General features: G+C 36.1%; 17 protein-coding genes, 3 tRNA genes, 1 other RNA gene and 2 pseudogenes. 17 read left to right on the forward strand and 6 right to left on the reverse strand.

Annotated elements, in window-relative coordinates; all coding sequences use genetic code 11:
• Nucleotides 1-80 precede the first annotated feature (80 nt).
• On the reverse strand, nucleotides 81-1,100 hold the full coding sequence (locus BSR19_RS03145; protein WP_197092251.1) for an IS30 family transposase: 1,020 nt from the start codon (nucleotides 1,098-1,100) through the stop codon (nucleotides 81-83).
• Between the two features lie 409 nt (nucleotides 1,101-1,509).
• On the opposite strand from BSR19_RS03145, the gene BSR19_RS03150 reads away from it, so the two are divergent.
• The 6 genes from BSR19_RS03150 to BSR19_RS03175 all read left to right on the forward strand — a co-directional run bounded on the left by BSR19_RS03150 (nucleotide 1,510) and on the right by BSR19_RS03175 (nucleotide 6,754).
• Nucleotides 1,510-2,085 carry a CPBP family intramembrane glutamic endopeptidase gene (locus BSR19_RS03150; RefSeq protein ID WP_156246553.1) on the forward strand — a complete coding sequence of 192 codons (576 nt, stop codon included), beginning with the start codon at nucleotides 1,510-1,512 and terminating at the stop codon, nucleotides 2,083-2,085.
• Nucleotides 2,086-2,097: 12 nt separating this feature from the next.
• A complete protein-coding gene (locus BSR19_RS03155; RefSeq protein WP_156246554.1) occupies nucleotides 2,098-2,523 on the forward strand; it encodes an Msa family membrane protein in 426 nt (141 codons plus the stop codon).
• A complete protein-coding gene (locus BSR19_RS03160) occupies nucleotides 2,516-3,397 on the forward strand; it encodes an ABC transporter ATP-binding protein (RefSeq protein WP_156247077.1) in 882 nt (293 codons plus the stop codon). Before BSR19_RS03155 ends, BSR19_RS03160 begins: the two co-directional genes overlap by 8 nt.
• A 2-nt stretch (nucleotides 3,398-3,399) precedes the next feature.
• Entirely contained in the window at nucleotides 3,400-4,158 is a 759-nt protein-coding gene (locus tag BSR19_RS03165) for a hypothetical protein (protein WP_156246555.1), read from the forward strand.
• A 17-nt stretch (nucleotides 4,159-4,175) separates the two neighbouring features.
• A complete protein-coding gene (locus BSR19_RS03170; protein WP_156246556.1) occupies nucleotides 4,176-5,912 on the forward strand; it encodes an ABC transporter ATP-binding protein in 1,737 nt (578 codons plus the stop codon).
• A gap of 242 nt (nucleotides 5,913-6,154) precedes the next feature.
• A complete protein-coding gene (locus tag BSR19_RS03175; protein WP_331462066.1) occupies nucleotides 6,155-6,754 on the forward strand; it encodes an ATP-binding cassette domain-containing protein in 600 nt (199 codons plus the stop codon).
• A 191-nt stretch (nucleotides 6,755-6,945) separates the two neighbouring features.
• Here the strand turns inward: BSR19_RS03175 and BSR19_RS03185 are convergent, their stop codons facing one another.
• Together BSR19_RS03185 and BSR19_RS03190 are read right to left on the reverse strand one after the other, a co-directional pair.
• Complete coding sequence (locus BSR19_RS03185; RefSeq protein ID WP_129852440.1) at nucleotides 6,946-8,148, reverse strand: IS110 family RNA-guided transposase; 1,203 nt, start codon at nucleotides 8,146-8,148, stop codon at nucleotides 6,946-6,948.
• Nucleotides 8,149-8,426: 278 nt separating this feature from the next.
• Nucleotides 8,427-8,839 (reverse strand): annotated as a pseudogene (locus tag BSR19_RS03190) (transposase); the annotation flags it as partial.
• An 18-nt stretch (nucleotides 8,840-8,857) separates the two neighbouring features.
• Here BSR19_RS03190 and BSR19_RS03195 point away from each other — a divergent pair.
• The 10 genes and pseudogenes from BSR19_RS03195 to BSR19_RS03235 form a co-directional block, all read left to right on the forward strand.
• Nucleotides 8,858-10,297, forward strand: a pseudogene (locus BSR19_RS03195) (IS1182 family transposase); the annotation flags it as partial.
• A gap of 93 nt (nucleotides 10,298-10,390) precedes the next feature.
• The gene (locus tag BSR19_RS11590) at nucleotides 10,391-10,621 is read left to right on the forward strand and encodes a DUF2969 domain-containing protein (RefSeq protein ID WP_231605983.1); all 231 of its coding nucleotides are present in this window, start codon (nucleotides 10,391-10,393) and stop codon (nucleotides 10,619-10,621) included.
• Between the two features lie 60 nt (nucleotides 10,622-10,681).
• Nucleotides 10,682-10,762: transfer RNA gene (locus BSR19_RS03200), tRNA-Tyr, on the forward strand.
• Between the two features lie 68 nt (nucleotides 10,763-10,830).
• Nucleotides 10,831-10,902: transfer RNA gene (locus BSR19_RS03205), tRNA-Gln, on the forward strand.
• 120 nt (nucleotides 10,903-11,022) lie between these two features.
• Nucleotides 11,023-12,225 (forward strand): 30S ribosomal protein S1, encoded by a 1,203-nt coding sequence (gene rpsA, locus BSR19_RS03210; protein ID WP_003094841.1) that lies wholly within the window; start codon nucleotides 11,023-11,025, stop codon nucleotides 12,223-12,225.
• Between the two features lie 68 nt (nucleotides 12,226-12,293).
• Nucleotides 12,294-12,365: transfer RNA gene (locus tag BSR19_RS03215), tRNA-Arg, on the forward strand.
• A gap of 249 nt (nucleotides 12,366-12,614) precedes the next feature.
• Nucleotides 12,615-12,964: a transfer-messenger RNA gene (gene ssrA / locus BSR19_RS03220) on the forward strand.
• 45 nt (nucleotides 12,965-13,009) lie between these two features.
• Nucleotides 13,010-13,630: a DUF3862 domain-containing protein gene (locus tag BSR19_RS03225; protein ID WP_048675996.1), complete on the forward strand. Its 621-nt coding sequence runs from the start codon at nucleotides 13,010-13,012 to the stop codon at nucleotides 13,628-13,630.
• Between the two features lie 82 nt (nucleotides 13,631-13,712).
• A complete protein-coding gene (locus tag BSR19_RS03230) occupies nucleotides 13,713-14,396 on the forward strand; it encodes a TVP38/TMEM64 family protein (protein WP_156246558.1) in 684 nt (227 codons plus the stop codon).
• 79 nt (nucleotides 14,397-14,475) lie between these two features.
• Nucleotides 14,476-15,438, forward strand: coding sequence for a Gfo/Idh/MocA family protein (locus tag BSR19_RS03235; RefSeq protein WP_156246559.1), 963 nt, complete (start codon nucleotides 14,476-14,478; stop codon nucleotides 15,436-15,438).
• 45 nt (nucleotides 15,439-15,483) lie between these two features.
• Here the strand turns inward: BSR19_RS03235 and BSR19_RS03240 are convergent, their stop codons facing one another.
• The 3 genes from BSR19_RS03240 to BSR19_RS03250 form a co-directional block, all read right to left on the reverse strand.
• Nucleotides 15,484-15,786 carry a DUF1827 family protein gene (locus tag BSR19_RS03240; protein WP_002885967.1) on the reverse strand — a complete coding sequence of 101 codons (303 nt, stop codon included), beginning with the start codon at nucleotides 15,784-15,786 and terminating at the stop codon, nucleotides 15,484-15,486.
• Between the two features lie 9 nt (nucleotides 15,787-15,795).
• Nucleotides 15,796-16,254, reverse strand: a complete 459-nt coding sequence (locus tag BSR19_RS03245; RefSeq protein ID WP_151404407.1) for an NUDIX hydrolase — start codon at nucleotides 16,252-16,254, stop codon at nucleotides 15,796-15,798.
• 142 nt (nucleotides 16,255-16,396) lie between these two features.
• Entirely contained in the window at nucleotides 16,397-18,667 is a 2,271-nt protein-coding gene (locus tag BSR19_RS03250; RefSeq protein WP_073687523.1) for an ATP-dependent Clp protease ATP-binding subunit, read from the reverse strand.
• 242 nt (nucleotides 18,668-18,909) lie between these two features.
• Here BSR19_RS03250 and argF point away from each other — a divergent pair, with 242 nt between their 5' ends.
• Nucleotides 18,910-19,890: an ornithine carbamoyltransferase gene (gene argF / locus BSR19_RS03255; protein ID WP_156246560.1), complete on the forward strand. Its 981-nt coding sequence runs from the start codon at nucleotides 18,910-18,912 to the stop codon at nucleotides 19,888-19,890.
• Nucleotides 19,891-19,934: the final 44 nt, after the last annotated feature.

Here is a 19,934-nt window from a genome sequence, read left to right on the forward strand (position 1 = left end):
AGTAATAAATGATTATTTTAAAGCCCCCAATTGTCAAGTCAGGTGCAACAAAGTTGTTTCTCTGATTAAGTGAGTATCTTTCAAGCTGTTTGAGCTAGCTCAAACAGCTTTTTTGCGGACTGATAGCCATGGATTCGTCTCGGTCTTTCATTGATATCCTTTGTATAGTCCTCTAAAAGATTCTGATTTAGTTCTTTGAGTGAGGATCCCTTTGTAATGAACTCTCTTAGTAAGCCATTGAAATTCTCATTTGTACCTCGTTTATAAGATGAATAGGTATGTGCAAAATAAACATCTAAGCCCTCTATCTCACTCAATGAAGAAAATTCGTTTCCATTATCTGCAGTTATGGACTTAATGGGATAAAGTTTCATATATTCTAAGACTGCTTGATTGACATACTCTGCTTTCTTTTCCACGAGTTTCTTTGTGACAGCATAGCGTGTTTGTCGTTCTACCAAGGTCAGAATAGAAGGTTCTCCTATTGTTTTTAAACCCAGAACAGAATCGATTTCCCAATCTCCAAAACGGGAACGATTATTGATTTCTTCTGGTCTTTCTTCAATTGACTTTCCTAGATGTTTCTTAGTAGAAGGACGCTTGGTAAATTTCTTACAAATCCGCACTGCTCTTGGCAAATCAATGACCTTAATCTCTAACAATCCTTGATGGATATAGTTATAGAGCGTCTTGGTTGAAGGAACAACTGCATCTACATGTTGGAGTCTATAGTTATGAACAAAGGTATCCACGCTATGCACCCTTGGTTTCTCTCTCATTGCTTCTGTAAATTCTCTCAGAAAGTCATCCGATACACAATCCAGTTTCAGATAATAGCTAGCTTCTCTAGCATGACGATAACGGCTATCGGCAACATCTGCATAATAGTGTTGGTAATAGACCTTCTGTCCATTTACTTTTTTCACTTGGGTTATGGAACCACGATTAATTTCACGAGTAATAGTAGAGCGATTTCTCCCTAGTCTACGAGCAATCTCAGCAGGTTTGAGTCCTACGCTTAAGTAAGCTTCAAATTCTCCTCGCTCAGCTTCAGATAAGTGTTTGTATGATTGATTTGTGGTAGAATAATTAGTGAACATGTTCATCTTCCTTTATACTGTTTTTCGCAACTCTAGTATATCAGATGAATATGTCTTTTTTGTTGCACTTCATTTTACAACAGGGCTTTAAAAGAATTTATGTTTCGCAACAAAAAATTAAAAAAAGCTTGACAAAAGAAAGCGGCTTCTTTATAATATGATTGTAAAGAGTTTAACGTTAGCTGAATAATTAAGTTGGGAGGTTACATCATGGGATTTTTAAAAAAATTATTCTCACGTAATGAAGTTAACTTGGGTATCGTATCTTATAGATACTCTGGTAAAAAATGGTACTGGTAAGGTATATCCTTGTGTGCAGATTGTTTTGGAGTAGCTGCTCATGGCTGCAGTTGAGAGGAAGGTAGCTGGTTCTCTTAACTGCTTTTTATTTTTATTAAAAGTCTAATCTATGAAAGAAACTCACAGTAAAGCTGAAACAATAATTGTTTCAATTAGTATGGTAGTATTAGCGGGGGTATTTGTTAATATTGGAAATGTTTTTGCTATCCTTTTCCGTATAGATAATCAGGTTTCTATTAACTTAGTTTTAATTTTTTCATCATTGATAGGGTTTGTAGCAATACCACTGTTGTTTTTATATTATTTAGAATTCAAGCTTATTAAACCTAAGTTTTATATTATTTCTGCTATTGTTTTATCGGTTCTTATTTTATTTATTTCGATTTTTATTTTTCAGTCCGAAGAGATAGTGCACGCATTAATTATAGCAACTTGTGAGGAATTTTTATTTAGAGTAATTATTTTAAGTGTATTATTATCTTGTTTTAAAAAACGAAGTGCTTTCGTTTTGGGTTCTCTGATATTTGCGATTCTTTTACATTTAAACGGTGATTTTTTGTTAAATTTCGTGATGAAGTTCCCAGCTAGCGTTATTTTATATATTTTAGCAGACCGTTTTGGTTTACAAAGTTCAATTGCATTTCATTGGTTTTATAATATTTGTGTTGGGAGTATCTTTGGATAAGGAGGAGATGTTATGTTGTTTTATATTATCATTGCGAGTATATTAAATATACTTTTAGTTATTATTGGGACAAAATTTTTATTAAGTTTAACCATTTTAGGATTTATTTTTATTATTTATCTTTTCCCGCTAATATTAAATTCGCTACTTTCCGCTTTAGCAGTTTTAAAAAAGAAAAAAAAATCACTTTATTGCTTGGTTTTTCCAACAATTTCTTTACTTGCTTATATTATTATAGGAGTTTTTTTGGAAAACTCAAGCTCATGGACTAAATTTATTGAGTACAATACAATTACAAGCGGAGAGATGTATATCAAGATAAATACTAGTTTAATTGAACCATCTCAAATTATATTTGTTGTTCTATTATACTTTTTGGTGGAATATATTATTTTAAAAATTTTAGAACGTATGATGAAGAAAAATGGCAATAATTGAAGTAAAAGGGTTAGGAAAAAAATATAAAGGTAATGATTTTTATTCTTTAGAAAATGCTAATTTTACGATTGAAGAGGGAGATATTGTAGGCCTGGTAGGTAAAAATGGTTCAGGGAAGAGTACTTTACTTAAAATATTAGCAAAATCTCAAAATCCTACAGAAGGGACTGTTTTTTTCAATGGTAAGGATATCTTTAAAGAAGATAATATTCTTAAAGATTTTGGAATCATGATAGAACCTGTATTTTTTCCACAAATTAGTGTTGAAGAAAATTTAAAATTATATCTTAAAATTCATAAGAAAGAACAGTATCAAGATAATATCGAAAAAACACTGAAATTAGTAGGACTATTGGAAGCTAAGGATAGAAAACCTATAAGCTTTTCTTTTGGTATGAAACAAAGAACTGCTTTAGCATTGGCTCTTGTTACTGAACCTCAATTTGTGTTGTTAGATGAGCCTTTTGTAGGTTTAGACCCTATTGGTGTTAAAAATTTATTGGAAATTTTAAAGCAGTGGTCAAAAGTTAATAAAACCTCAATGATAGTATCTAGTCACCAGTTAGCAGAGTTAGAGGATTTGTGTACACGTTATCTTTTTATTGAATCAGGGATGATTGACGATAAAATTAGCACGGAACAAAATAGTATTGTAATAGAGTTAAATGATATTTTAAAAGATGAAGATAGTCATGTGATAGAAAATCTTGTGAAAAGTTATAACCTAAAGTATAGTGAAAATCATATTGAAATTGATAACTCTGTAAATAATGAAGCATTAAATTATATCTTGGAACAACTTGCAGTTGCTAAGCTAATTAAAAATGTTTTATCAAAAAAGGATAGTTTGGAAAGATTATTTGTGGAGGAATAGAGATGAATTACTTAACATTACCTTTTTTTAAAGCATTGTTGAAGAAAAAAGAATCAAAAATTGCGTTAGCTTTTAGCTTTTTTCCAATGCTATTAATTGTTGTAGGATTATTTAGTACTAATTTTATGCAATTAAGTGCCCCAGTAGGGTCACTAAGCTTTTTAGAGTTCTTTAGTGCAGTTTTATCTACTCAATACCAAATGTTATTACCATTAGTAGTTTTTATTTACATTGGAAGTACGATTTTTAGAGATGAAATTACAAGTGGCATTATGTATCTTTACAAAGATATTAGTAGAAAAGTTATTTTAAATGCAAAGCTAGGAGCGATTTTATTGTTTCAAATATTGTATATAGTAATAACTTTCTTCTCATCATTGTTTACTTATTATGTTTATTTGGTTCATCAACCATATACGTCAGGTAAGTTTTTGCCTTCTCAAATTGATGATGTACAGTATACGATAGTCAGTATTTTAGGAACTATTTTGGTATTTTTGTTATGTTTATTAGTTGCCAGTTTGGCATCAATTATCTTAACCAACGGTTTCACGATGCTTGTAGGAATTATTTTTGCACTTTTTTCTTTTATAGCTCCGCATCTTGCTTCACTAAAATGCGTGTTTCCAAACGGTTATGTTAATGTGTTAGGTCATCTATCTTTTAATAATAGTATATTACTTCTTACGTTATTATTTGTGGTTTACTATGTAATTTTGTATGTTATCTCTTTACATTTGTATAATAGACTTGAGTATTAGTGAGTTGAGGTACTCTTATGAAGAGTAAAAAAAGTTCTTCAATATTATTTCAAATTAGATATTTTCTTATACCTGAACGATTTTTATTTATAATTGGATTGGTTCTAAGTATTATCGGTGCTTTGTCTACGCTCGCTTTGCCTTTGATTATGGGTACTCTAGCAGACCGTGATAGAATGAATTTTATTTTATTACATAAATCTATAATCCTTTTAGGAATAATAGCTATCTTTATAATTTATATTATTCAAGGATTAGCTGCATTTTTGTTAGGCAAGGTTGGAGCTAGGGTTATTAAGAATATGGAGAATGAGTTTGTTAATCATTGCTTGAATCTACCTATTTATCAGTTAAATAGATTTTCAGCAGGAGACCTTACGAGTCGTTTAACAAACGATATATCAGAAACCGCCAAAATTGTTACTACGACTATTCCTCAACTAATAATAAATGCTATTATCGTTTTAGGAACGAGCGTTATACTTGTATCAATAAATTTTCATCTTACTGTTATAGCCTTTTTAGCAACAGCATTAGCTAGTTTGCTTGTCATGCCTTTTAATAGGAAATTAGAGCGACTTTATAATTTACACCAGACATATTTAGGTGATGTTAGTGGAAGCTTTACTCAAAAGGTTTTAAATAATAAGTTGGTAAAGTCTTATTTAGGAGCAAAACAAGAAGTAAGTACATTTCAAGGTAAATTTAATAAGATTTACTATAATTTTGTTCGTATGGTTGCTACAGCCTCTGTTCTTAATACTTTGACATCTGGTTTATTAATCCTTTTGGTACTTAGTTTTTTGTTATATACTAGTTGGCAAGTGAATCAAGGTTTATTATCTATTGGTGAGATGGTGACTTTTATCTTATATATTATTCAAGTTATTAGTCCAATCACGAGTATTTTTTCTAGCATATCAGAATTTTTTGAAGTTAAAGGGACTTTAAGACGTATTACAGATATTTTAGCTATTAATATTGAAAATGATTCACCAGATTCGATAGATTTTAATATTTCAAAAGGAAATATTTCTCTAAATAATTTATCTTTTAGCTATGATGGTGTTACAAAAGTTTTAAATAATATCAATATAGAGTTACCTTCAAAAAAATTTATTGCTATAGTTGGTCCAAGTGGGTCAGGTAAAACGACCTTATTTTCCTTATTATTGAAATTTTTTAATGAATATGACGGAGATATTTTGATAGACGGTGTGCCACTAAAAAATATTTTTACAGATACTATTCGAAAACAAATTTCTTGTGTTTTTCAAGAAAGTGGTTTCTTTTCGGGAACTATTAAATCTAATTTGCTGTATGGAAAAAATAGTAACGTAGATGATATGAGTATTGAAAGTGCTTTGAAAAAGTCAGGTGCATATGATTTTGTTAATCACTTTTCTAATGGTTTAGATACAATTATTGGCGAGGGTGGAGTAGAACTTTCTGAGGGACAAAAACAAAGATTAAATATTGCCAGAGCTTTAATAAGTAATCCTAAGATTTTATTAATGGATGAAGCAACAGCAAATCTAGACACAATGACTGAAAGCCTTATTATCAATACTTTGTTAGAGATAAAAGGAACTATAACTACCATTGTTATTGCTCATCGTTTAAAAACTATTATTGAATCTGATTTAATTATTGTATTAGAAAATGATGGTACAGTAACTCATTTTGGAACACATCAACAGCTATTAAACTATAGCGAAACTTATAAAAAAATATATAGTGAAAGTTTATTTTAGATATTTGAATAATAGGTTGATTGTATGAGATTGTACTAGCATATTTAGTTGTGTTATATTATATAGTATAAAAAAATAAAGGTTGAAAAAATGATATAGTTCTGCAAAACTTATATGTAAAATTATTGATAAGCAAAGTTTGAACACGAGTTCTTGATACTGTTAAACCTTTATTTTTAAAGGTTGAGATTTCTTCTAAAAATACTGAGAAAAAAATAGTCAATAACATTGAAACCATTGATATTTCCGATTTAGAATACAATTTTGGTGATAAGAAAGTCTTCTCTAAACTCAATCTCAGCTTCATAAAAAATAAAAAATATGACATTATTGGTGAATCTGGAAGTGGAAAGTCAACATTAATAAATATTATCTTAGGAAATCTCAAGAATTATACTGGTCATGTAAAATACAACAATTTAGAGTTAAAAGAAATTGATGAAAATTCCATTGTTTCTCAAGTCGCATATATTAGTAATTCTACACATATTTACAATGACACACTTGAAAATAATTTAACACTGTGGTCTCAAGACATTACACAAAATGACATAAATAAAGCTTTGAAAGATGTCAATTTACTAGACTTACTGGGGCGTTTAAAGGAAAAGGTATCTAATGATCTACTTTCAGAAGGTCAAAAACAGAGAATTGGTATTGTAAGAGCATTATTAAAAGGTAGTAACATTATTATTATGGATGAAGCTACAGCCAATCTTGATAAGGCTAATGCTAATTTTATTGAAAATAATCTTTTAAAAAATACTGATATTACCCAGATTGAAGACAAAGTCCTCAGAAGTTATTCTTCTGGGGACTTTTCTTGCATCGAAAGAGTATAATAAAAGAGGCTCTTTTCTACCATTTGTCAAGTCTATCAAGGCTTTAAGTAAAAAAAGAGATAAGACAGTAGCTATTCTGAGGTTACTGTCTTATTTTTAACCCTTTTTTATCCATAAATGGGCATGCTAAAAAAACACCTCATCTGGTATTTTTTGAAACAAGGTGTTACAATAATACGGCATAGACAGCCTTATCGATTTTGGGTCAAAGAGTAATCGTAAAGTTTGTTATGCGTAATGAGGTAATACATTGTTCGAATGAGACGATGTATAGAGGCAATCGTATGTGGCTTAGTTGAAGCTATTGTCGATTGTCTTTTTCGTTTCTCATAAAAGTCAGCGATATGGCAGGGATTAGTATGACTAGCTGAAGCGATGTTGTGAATGCACTTGAACAAGATTTTTCTGGCATAGGGATTACCTCGTTTAGTGATGTGTTCCTTGGCGAGAAAGTTCCCAGATTCGTAGTGTCTCAGGTCAATGCCAATAAAAGCGTTGATTTGATTGGAAGACTGAAAGCGACGAATATCTCCCAATTCGCCAATGATAGATGTCGCTGTGGTTTCTGCGATGCCAGGAATTGATCGTAAGATGTCATACTCTGGTAAAGGCTGAGCTAGAGCTACCATGTCGTTTAAGACAACTTGTCTGCGTTCAGAAAGACGAAGCAATTCTTGAGCATAGTAACGAACCTCTTCAAGCATTGGAGAGGTATTCTTGACCGCACAAAAAGATTGTTTAGCGAGTTTTATAAGTTTATCAGTCAGGTAAGCAATACGCTTTTCAGAGATGCGTTTGGAGGTGGATTGACGGATAATCTCACACAAGTTACTTTGAGATAGGCTTAATACAAACTCTTTGCATGGAAAAGCCATCACTAGGTTCCAATATTGCTCTCCAGTAGGTGTGGATAATAGAGTTTCCAATTCAGGAAAGGTGACTTGTAGGACCTTGTGCAGACGGTTTTTAGTTCGAACAAGATCTTCTGTCATATTTTGATAGAAACGGCTTAAATCACGTAGGTGTTGATAAACTTCTTCCTGCACGTAAGTTGGTTTACGATTGTGTACAAGCTGAGATTTAGCCAACTTTTCAGCGTCAATTTTATCTGTTTTACGAACTCGCAGACTGTCCAATTGTTTCTTAGCTTCCAGTGGATTTAGCCGTGTGTAAGCGTAACTATATTCCTCGAGAAAGGCTTGAAGACGTCGAGAATAGACACCTGTAGCCTCAAATATAATCTCAGGGTTATGAACAGTTTTCAAGTCCCCCAATAGGCGATTGAAGCCAATGGCATCATTGAGTATGGTGTAGCCATGAACCTTCTCACCGTTGACTAAAATTGCCACCTCAGAACTTGTTTTACTGACATCAATTCCAAATACTGCACGCATGACATTACCTCTTTTGTCTTGAATAATTCCATGTTTTAGTGATTTTATTTTCAATACGCGACGTTTAGCGTCCTACATACTTTAATCAAACTCCACCTAAAACAAGGTGTCTTGCCAGTTTGTCAAGCGACGTCTAGCGCCATAGAGCCCTACGACTTTACAAGACACCACTACTTTAACATAAAGAAAAAGTAGTGAGTACTCTCTCCCGTCGGAGATTTCTTCACTACTAATCTTAGTATGTTTGTCAACTGTAGTGGGTGACGAAAAGCTAACATCTAGAGAGGACCAGATAGGTCTTCTCTTTTTGTATATTCAGAGTGATGAAAACACGCTTCCTAAAGTTGATAAAATTTTTAAAACCGAAGCCCAGACGTTTGATGTCTTTGATAAGCTTATTGGTCCCCTCCAATTTTGCATTTGAGTAATGTGTTTCTAGTGCATTTTTGATATATTGTTTATGTTTACGAAAAGTCCTAAAGACTGTTTTGAAGTAATGATTGACCTTGCTTATATTCTCCTCCATGAGTTCAAAAAACTCATCCCCGCTCTTCTCCTGAAAGTGAAAAAGCAAAAGCTGATAGAGGTTATAATAATTGGCGAGTTCTTCTGAGAAATTCAGTGTCTTCTCAACGACTTCATGTGGGTATAATGTTTGATGGAAGGTCTTTGAGTAAAAAGGAGAAAAGGTATTTGATGAGGTGCTCCTATGTTTCACAAAGATAATCCTGAATATAATCGCCGTCAAGTAGGTTTCTATACGCTTGACGAACTTGTACCTAAAGACCATCTTTTAAGAAAAGTTGAAGAAACGATTGATTTTTCTTTTATTTATGATGTTGTTGAGGATAGTTATTCTTCAGATCATGGTCGCCCTAGTCTAGACCCCGTTTTGTTAGTTAAGATTCCGTTGATTCAGTGTTTTTATGGAATTCGATCTATGCGCCAAACCATAAAGGATATCGAGGTGAATACGGCTTACCGATGGTTTCTCGGCTTATCTCTGGACGATAAGGTGCCCCATTTTACAACTTACGGTAAGAACTATAGCCGACGCTTTCAAAATAAAGAATTGTTAGCACACATTTTTAGTCATGTGCTTCACCAAGTTTTGGAGGCTGGGCTCATTGATTCCTCAGAAATCTTCATCGATGGGACACATATCAAGGCAGCTGCTAATAATCATAAGTACAAAAATGTTGTTGTTGATCAAAAAGCTAAATTCATGAGTGAACAACTGGATGTTGAGATTAATTTAGACAGGAAGAAACATGCAAAAAAGTGCTTAAAGCCCGCCAAAAAAGGCGAGGCTAAATCTAAGAAACAATCAACGACAGATCCAGATAGTGGTTGGTTTCACAAGGGAGAACACAAGGAAGTCTTCGCTTATAATGCCCAGGTAGCTTGTGATAAACATGGTTGGGCCTTGGCTTATACAGTTGAAGCAGGTAACATCCATGATAGTCAGGCCTTCCCTGCTCTTTTTGCCCAGCTAGAACCCTTCTCCCCTGAATTCATTATTGCGGATTCAGGCTACAAAACACCTAGTATTGCCAAGTTTCTTTTGGCAAAAGGGATTACACCAGTTTTCCCTTACACTAGGCCAAGAGGCAAAAGACACTTTCTACGTCCAAAAGACTTTGTCTATGACGAGCATTTTGACTGCTATCTTTGTCCAGAGAATCAGGTGTTAACTTATCGTACAACGACACGTGAAGGCTATAGAGAATATAAAAGCGATCCAAAAATTTGTAAGACCTGTCCCTTGTTGGCGATTTGTACTGAAAGTCGCCAGCACCAAAAAGTAGTTGTGCGTCATATTTGGAAAGAGGCCTTAGAAATCTGTGAAGATATCCGCCATCAAAGTGGGATGAAGGAACGGTATCAACACCGTAAAGAAACGATAGAACGGTTATTCGGAACAGCTAAAGAATATCATAACTTGCGTTATACCAGAGAAAAAGGAAAGTCCAAAATGGAAGATAAGGTTGGGCTTACTTTGGCGTGTCTAAATATCAAAAAATTGGTAAAAATGATGGTAGGAAAGACCTGTTATCTTCTCCCAATACGTCAATATTATTGGATTATGGGAGAATTAAGTATGAATATAAAAAAGACAAACATCAAAATCGATGTTTGTCTTCATTCTGAAGCTTGCTCTTGCAAGCTTTTTTCTTTTTCGGTAAAATTAAAGACATATACTAAGAAAGGATGGCTCGATTTAGGTATCGGGTATAAATCTATGAGTAAAAAAGACAAAAAAATTGAAATCCAAATCAAAGATGCCAAAGTCATTGTAAACAAAGCAAGCATCGAAGGTTTTGAACTTCTTGTTGGCAAGAAAGTGATTGGACAAATTGTGGAAATTGATGGTAAGTTTGCCGTTGTTGACAAGGAAAATGTTGCAGGTTTCCACAAAAAAATGGATGATGCAGTGGCTGCCATTATTGAATCATACAATCTTAATCATTAAAATCCAAAGCAAAGGCTTGCTTTGGTCAAGAAACTGTGATATACTATTTCTTGTTCTTAAGGAGAGATAGCGAAGAGGCTAAACGCGGCGGACTGTAAATCCGCTCCTTCGGGTTCGGGGGTTCGAATCCCTCTCTCTCCATGTCTAAGAAACTGAATCGGGATAGTCGATATCAAGTACTTAGATGTTTTTTTATAGCATTTTGCTATTGGGGTATAGCCAAGCGGTAAGGCAAGGGACTTTGACTCCCTCATGCGTTGGTTCGAATCCAGCTACCCCAGTAAAAGGTATCGGGTGCATTGGCACCGTCTATGTTAACCATTGTCTTTGCGGGTACCTTTAAAAATATATTGTTATCAAGGGTCAGAATTGGCTGGCTCTTGTTGGAGGATCTTTTTAGAATGAACGAATTTGAAGAATTGCTAAACAGTGTTAGCGAAGTTAACACAGGTGACGTTGTAACAGCTGAAGTTATCTCAGTAGATAATGATCAAGCAAATGTTGTTATCGAAGGAACTGGTATCGAAGGTGTTTTGACACGTCGTGAATTGACAAACGACCGTGACGCAAACGTTGCAGACCTTGTTAAAGTTGGTGAAACACTTGAAGTGCTTGTTCTTCGTCAAGTTGTTGGTAAAGATACTGATACTGTAACTTACCTTGTATCTAAAAAACGCTTGGAAGCTCGCAAAGCTTGGGATAAACTTGTTGGTCGTGAAGAAGAAGTTGTTACTGTTAAAGGAACACGCGCTGTTAAAGGCGGACTTTCAGTTGAATTTGAAGGTCTTCGTGGATTTATTCCAGCTTCAATGATCGATACTCGTTTTGTTCGTAACACTGAACAATTTGTAGGTCAAGAATTTGACGCTAAAATTAAAGAAGTTGATCCAGCTGAAAACCGTTTCATCCTTTCACGTCGTGAAGTTGTTGAAGCTGAAGCTGCAGAAGCACGTAAAGAAGTCTTCTCTAAACTTGAAGTTGGTTCAATCGTAACTGGTAAAGTTGCTCGTTTGACAAGCTTCGGTGCTTTCATCGACCTTGGTGGTGTTGACGGACTTGTTCACGTGACTGAATTGTCTCACGAACGTAACGTTTCACCTAAATCAGTTGTATCTGTAGGTGATGAAGTTGAAGTTAAAGTTCTTGCTATCGACGAAGAAGCAGGACGTGTATCACTTTCACTTAAAGCAACAACACCTGGACCATGGGATGGCGTTGAACAAAAACTTGCTGCTGGTGATGTAATCGAAGGTAAAGTTAAACGCTTGACTGACTTCGGTGCTTTCGTTGAAGTATTGCCAGGTATCGATGGACTTGTTCACATCTCTCAAATTTCACACAAACGTGTTGAAAATCCAAAAGATGTTCTTTCAGTAGGTCAAGACGTTACTGTTAAAGTTCTTGAAGTAAACGCTGATGCAGAACGTGTATCACTTTCTATCAAAGCTCTTGAAGAACGTCCAGCTAACGCTGAAGGCGAAAACAACGAAAAACGTCAATCACGTCCACGTCGTCCAAAACGTCAAGAAAAACGTGACTACGAACTTCCAGAAACTCAATCTGGATTCTCAATGGCGGATCTTTTCGGAGATATCGAATTGTAAGATAAAAAAGAGGCATGGAAACATGTCTTTTTTTCTATTTTAGAGTATGCTATAATAGTATACTGTTAGCACCCTTAGTGTAATGGATATCACGTAAGATTCCGGTTCTTGAGATAGGGGTTCGATTCCCTTAGGGTGCAAAAAGAAAAACGTTGAAAGATTTGTTCGCTCAACGTTTTTTTAGTTGCTAAGTTTTAGTGAAAGTATTCCAAAAAATCTTTCAGTATTGAATGGAAAGGCAGAGATACAGAAAAAAGCTATTAGCTTATCCTAAAATCAAAGTTGACTACTGTATTAGCGTCTCTATGGTGGATTTATTGGGGGAGACAGTTTGGCTAATCTTTTGCAATTTATTAAAAAATTTGCTATAATACTCAGTATCTCATATTGGGGTCGTTACGGATTCGACAGGCATTATGAGGCATATTCTGCGACTCGTGTGGCGACGTAAACGCTCAGTTAAATATAACTGCAAAAAATACTAATTCTTACGCTGTAGCAGCCTAAACACCTGCTCGCGTGACTTCTAGCAGATTGCTTATGTTTGTTTAGAGGTTTTATTGATTTATAAGCTACGTTTGACCATTGCCTAGCTGGTTGAAAAGAGATTTATAGGCTCGCAGATAGAAGGCTTGAGTTATGTGTCGTCTATCTGTTAAATGAAAGACATAACCTATGGTTGTAGACGAATATGTTGGCAGGTGTTTGGACGTGGGTTCGACTCCCACCGGCTCCATAAATACTTGAGGCGTCAGCCTTTTATTTGTGTATATAGGAATTTATTATGAAAAAACTTTTGTCTTTGACCGTTTTAGGTCTCTCACTTTTTACTCTAGCTGCTTGTGGAAAATCTTCGTCTAAAACTGAGTCGAAGGGATCTCTGGATAATGAGGCTTCAAAGATTTTAACTGTTAAGCATGGGAATGTTCGCCAGAACTTTGATAAAATCACCATGGCAAATGCTTCTCAAGAATTCTCAGGAGGCTCAAATCTTGATAGCTTGAAGGGCTGGTTTGGTGAACCCTCATCAACTGGTCAAGAGCAAGCAGGAGATGCTAAGCTTGATGTTTATAATTGGCAGTATGACAATGTTGTGGTTACAGCGAAACTCTTTAACAATAGCACTGTCGTTAAGTCAATTTCAAACTTTTCTTACGTCCGTGATCCCAAAATCACACTGAAGATGTATGAAAACCTCAAAAATGGAACTAGCTATGATGATGCTGTCAAAACGCTTGGCACACCGGATGTTTATTCAATCGCTGTCTCTTCAGATGCAACAATGACACAGGCTCTTTGGTCATCAAACCTTGTCGCTAAGAAGGGTGAAACAGGTAGCCTTACCCTTAACTTTAAAAATGGTGCCTTGGAAAACAAGTCACAAGCAAATTTGATTAACAAGTAATCACAGTAAAAAATGCCTTTCTAAATCAATGAAGGCATTTTTTTGTTATAATAAAAGGAGTGATTAAAATTGTGGAGATGTAATGACCAAAAAAAGACTATTTTTTATAGGGATAGCAGGTTTAATACTGGTGTTCTTATGGCCTCTTTTAAATAACTTCATCCCCTTAATCAAGGAATGGATCAACGCTAAGCATGATCAAGCCTTTTTAAGAGAAGTTTTTAAGCAGGCTAATTTCCAAAATGCACTTATCCTTATTAGTCTTATGATTCTGTCATCAGCTATTCCTGGAGTTTCAAGTTCTATTTTTTGTATTTTTATTGGGCTACTCTATGGTCCTTTGCTTGTGATTCCGATGAATATTATTGGTAATACTTTTGGAAATTTGACTAGTTTTGAAATTCTGAGAAGACTTGAAAAGCCAGAGAAGTCCAAACGTATGGAGAAACTCCTAAACTATATTGAAAACTTTAAGCATCGTTTTATTGGGATTTCTTTAGCCTTCTCTATTCCTTTTATACCATCAGCTCTGGTCAATTATGCTTGTGTTCAGATGAATTTACCCACAAGGACGAGGATTTTGGCAACCCTTATTGGAGTGACGCCAGTCTCGATTGTTTATGCAGTTAGTGGAGATTTGTTGCTTAATATCCGTCCGATTCGAATACCATTAGTGGCAGTACTTGCCATCTTGCTTTTTATCTCACTCGTCATTTACTTTATCCATTTTAGGAAGGAAAAAAATGAGCTTCATTCAAGTAACTAAAGAAGAATTTAACACACATGCGTTTGTCCATAGTCTTGGTTCATTGTAAAGAGAGATTAGAAATTAAGGAGGTAAGTTGATGAAACTTGCATTATTAGGGACAGGAATGATTGTGACAGAGGTTCTTCCTGTGTTAACAACTATTGAGGGCATCGAGCTTGAAGCTATCTTATCGACACCACGATCGCATGATAAGGCTGAGGCTTTAGCCAAACAATATGGCTTATCTCAGGCGACTAGTGATTATGAGGCAATTTTGTCCAATCCAGAAGTTGATACGATTTATGTGGGAACGCCCAACCATACCCACTATGATTATGCTAAGAAAGCACTTTTGGCTGGCAAGCATGTTATCTGTGAGAAACCCTTCACCCTTCATTTAGAAGAGTTTGAAGAGCTGGCTAAGCTTGCGCAAGAAAAAGAGCTTCTCTTGATGGAGGCTATTACCAATCAATATTTGGCTAATTTTACAGCGATTAAGGAAGCCTTGTCTGATATTGGGGATGTTAAGATTGTGAATATCAATTATTCTCAATATTCTTCACGTTACGATGCCTTTAAGCGAGGAGAGATTGCTCCTGCTTTCAATCCTGAAATGGGTGGGGGAGCACTTAGAGATTTGAATGTCTATAATATTCATCTTCTTGTTGGCCTTTTCGGTAAGCCTAATCGTGTGGAATATCTACCTAATGTGGAGCGAGGAGTGGATACGTCAGGGATTCTAGTTTTGGACTATGGTCACTTTAAGGCTGTTGCCATTGGAGCTAAAGACTGTATTGCGGAGATTCGTTCAACTATACAAGGTGATAAGGGCGCTATTACCATTTTTGGTGCAACCAATACTCTTCCTGAGATTGGAGTCACTCTCAATGGTCAGAAAGAGAGAATCGTCAATCTCAATAGTCTACAACATCGTATGCATGATGAATTTGTGGCTTTTGAAAAGATGGTGGCTACCAAGGATTTTGACAGTGTTGCCAAGCAGTTGGAACATAGTCGTCAGGTTATGGAAGTTCTGGATCAAGCTTCGAAAGCTTTGTAACGTACAAAAAAACAAGCAGTGGTATTAGCCATTGCTTGTTTTGTCTTATACAGTTGTTGGGAATGAAATCTCAATCAATTTGTCAGTGTGTACTGTTCTGAGTTTGTCCATCAAAACAATATCCTTGTCGATTTTTCGTTTGAGGAAGAATTCACGGATAACTTCTAATTCATTGTCTTTAACAGCACGGTGTTTATTTGAAATCAAGAGTTCATAATGCTTAGGTGCTTGTGTAAAGACAACATCAGTATTCCCAGCAGAGTAGGTCTCTACGAGAAAGGCATCCGTATTGTCTAGTTGGTTTTGAACGAGTTCTTGGTGTGTACGGGTCGTATTAATGAGTTTCATAGTTTCCTCCTAGGATTTGTCAGTTATTGTGTTAGTTTCTTTCCATTGTTCGATTCCCCATTTATGACTGCCACGTTTAAGTTTAGCAATGGCTTCATCAATTGGAAACCAGGCCAGGTTATTGAAATCTTCGAGAGGTTTGCCAATTTTTGAAAAATCTACAACTTCATAAATATAGGCTGGATTGTAATAGTAAGTGTCACGGTGGCTTGAATAGAAGTATTCATCAGCCTGGCCATAGTACTGGCCTAAAGTGGCTGTAAACCCAAGTTCTTCAATTAACTCGCGTTCTAATGCGCTATAGTGATCCTCGCCTGCTTCGATTTCTCCACCTGGGAGAAACCAAGCTCCGTTAGGAGCCTGGACTAAAATAATCTTTGTCTTTTCTTGGTTAGGAATCACAGCATAAACACCGTAACGTGTTTGATAATGAGCTCCCTCAACCTTGTCACCAAATGTTGGATTCATGAGTTGCTCCTTACGTTTATTTGCCTATATTATACTAAAATTTTGCTCATTTTCCTATTGATTTAGGCAGAATTAGGGATAAATTTGAAAATAGGAAATGAAAAGATAAATAAACCAAGTCGTAATGACTTGGTTTATTTGTTTAATCAGATTCTTTTGCTGCCTCAGCTTTTTGAGTAGCTTTTTCGGCTTTTTTAGCAGACTTAATGGTAATGTGGCCTTTTGAAGTCATGACTGCCTTGAGATCTTTTTCGTTTGGATTTTCAAGGTAGAAGTCGGTAATAGCATCTTCAATGTGATCTTGGATGGTACGACGTAGTGGTCGAGCACCCATCTTAGGATCGTAACCAAGGTCAACCAATTTTTCCTTAACTTTCTCAGTTACACTGAGGTGGATACCGTTGTTAGCCAAGCGTTGGTTGACATTATCAAGCATGAGGTCCACGATAGTAAGGAGATTTTCTTTGCTGAGGGCAGAGAATTCGATAATACCATCAAAGCGGTTCATGAATTCAGGACTGAAGAAATCTCCAAGTTGGTTAAGAACAGAATTGGTACGATTTTCACGAGTAGCTCCAAAGCCAACGCTAGCTTCAACTTTACCAGTACCAGCATTTGAGGTCATGATGATGATGGTATCCTTGAAGCTTACAGTGCGCCCTTGTCCATCAGTCAAACGACCGTCGTCAAGTACTTGGAGGAACATGTGAAGAACGTCTGGGTGAGCTTTTTCAACCTCATCTAAAAGAATAAGTGAATAAGGATTACGGCGGACTTTTTCAGTTAACTGACCAGCTTCGTCGTAACCAACATATCCTGGAGGGGCACCAACCAATTTAGCGACAGCGTGTTTTTCCATGTATTCTGACATATCGAAACGAATCATACTGTCAGCTGAACCAAAGAGTTCAATAGCCAATTGTTTAGAGAGCTCAGTTTTACCGACTCCTGTAGGACCTACGAAGAGGAAGCTACCAATTGGGCGGTTTGGAGCACCCAATCCAACACGATTACGGCGGATAGCTTTAGCAATCTTATCAACTGCAGCATCTTGTCCGATAACATGTGATTTAAGATCATCGGCAAGACTAAGAAGTTGTGATTGTTCTTTTTCTTTCAAATCACCGACAGGAATATTGGTTTTTTGTTCCACAATAGCTTCGATATGTTTTTCGGTGATGACAGGCATATCTTGGTCTTTGATGGTTTGCTTTTGCATTTCCTTGTATTTGGCAATTTGGTCACGGAAATAAGCAGCCTTTTCAAAGTCCTCGTCACGAGTAGCTTGAGCCTTGAGGTTTTCAGCCTCAATCAAACGTTTGTCTATATCTTTAGGATCAACAAAGTTGAGGGTCAAGTTCATCTTCGAACCAGCTTCATCAAGAAGGTCGATGGCCTTGTCTGGTAAGAAACGGTCTTGAATGTAGCGGTTGGACAATTCTGCAGCTGCAGTAATCGCTTCGTCCGTATATTTGACGTGGTGGTAGTCTTGATATTTAGGCTGAATCCCACGCAAAATAGTGATGGTTTCCTCAACAGTTGGTTCGTCAACCTTAACTGGTTGCATACGACGCTCAAGGGCAGCATCTTTTTCGATGATGCGGTATTCGTTGAGTGTTGTTGCTCCGACCAGTTGAAGTTCCCCACGAGCAAGGGCAGGTTTTAGGATGTTTCCAGCATCCATATTGCCATCTCCAGCATTACCAGCTCCTACGATTTCATGAATTTCATCAATAAATAGGATAACATCCTGACGTTGACGAATTTCTTCCATAAGTTTTTGCATGCGTTCTTCAAATTGGCCACGGATACCAGTTCCTTGAACCAAGCTGACCACATCAAGACGGATAACTTGTTTGCCTTGGAGTTTTTGAGGAACGCTACCATCTACAATTTTTTGAGCTAGTCCTTCAACGACAGCAGTCTTACCGACACCGGGTTCACCGATGAGGACGGGATTGTTCTTGGTACGGCGGTTAAGAATTTCGATGACACGAATGATTTCCTCGTCACGACCAATGACTGGATCGATGTCTCCACGACGAGCGATGTCAGTGATGTTAATGCCGAACTCTTCAAGAAGACCTTGTGGCTGTTGAGGAGCTTGTTGGCGTGGTCCTCCTGGGCGGCCTGGCCCTTGTGTATTGCCACCGTTTCCTCGGTTACCACCTTCTTGTGTTGGAGGTGTATTGGGAAGATCACCGTTAGAAGAACGGAAGTTATTTAGGTCGCTGAAGAAATCATCGAAGAAGTTGGAACCTCCAGTTTGATTGAATTGATTAAGGGGGTTCTCTGGGTCAGATTTCATGATTTTATAACAATTTTGACAGAGGTCAACTTGTTGCTGATTACCATTTACATTGGTATACAAATGAATACTAGCTTCATTAAGGTTACAGTTTTGACAGAGCATATCAGTACCTCTTTTCTATCTGAATTGGGAAAGACCTTTTTTGAAAATATTCTTGGTCAAAAAAGGTCAAATCTATGACTCCATTATAGCATGCGGGAGATAGATTGCAAGTAAAAAGCATCTAGAATTGGCACTCTCTTAGCAGGAGTGCTAATGTTGAATTTTAATTCAAAATCACTTGTTTGTAATGTATAAATATTATATAATGTTTTTATATTATTCAGAACGAAAGAGAGATACCTATGACACAAGCTAAATCCTTTTTGAAAGAAATCGACTTTACCAAGCAAGAACTCGAGGAGTTAATTGATTTATCTTTAAAATTTAAACAGTTAAAGAAGGAAAGAATTCCGCATAAATATTTAGATGGCTTAAATATTGCCTTGATTTTTGAAAAAACATCTACCAGAACTCGCTCAGCTTTTACAGTGGCCGGTCAGGACCTAGGTATGAATGTGACCTACCTTGGTGCTGGAGACATTCAGTTAGGTAAAAAGGAATCTGTAGTTGATACGGCCAAGGTTCTGGGATCTATGTTTGATGGAATCGAGTACCGTGGTTTTAAACAAGAAGATGTTGAAGGTTTGGCTAAGTACTCAGGGGTTCCGGTCTGGAATGGTTTGACGGATACCTGGCATCCAACTCAAATGATTGCGGATTTCATGACTTTGAAGGAACACTTCGGTAGTTTGGAAGACTTGACCATCGCCTATATTGGAGATGGTAGAAATAATATGGCCAACTCACTTTTGGTCACTTCGGCTATTTTAGGCGTTAATGTCAAGATTATTGCCCCAGAGGTGCTGCAACCCGAAGATGAGATTGTAGCCTTAGCTCAGAAACATAATAATGGTGCCGACTTAACCATTACAGATGATATTTCAGAGGTCAAGGGAGTGGATATGCTTTATACGGATGTTTGGGTATCTATGGGTGAAGAGGTAGATTTTAAATCTCGTATTGATTTACTCTTGCCTTATCAAATTAATGCAGACCTACTAGCCAAGACAGAAAATCCAGATGTTATTGTTATGCATTGTCTCCCAGCCTTTCATGATCTCAATACCCAAATTGGGAAAGAAATCTATGACAAATATGGTTTGGCAGAGTTAGAAATTACAGATCAAGTCTTCCAAAAATACAGTGACATCATCTTCCAAGAAGCTGAGAATCGTATGCATTCTATTAAGGCCATTATGTACAATTCCTTGAAAAATATTTAAAATTTCCCCATTTTTCCCATAAGTGTGATAAAATAAGTAAGAAA

It is taken from the genome of Streptococcus salivarius, from assembly GCF_009738225.1.
Lineage (GTDB): Bacteria > Bacillota > Bacilli > Lactobacillales > Streptococcaceae > Streptococcus.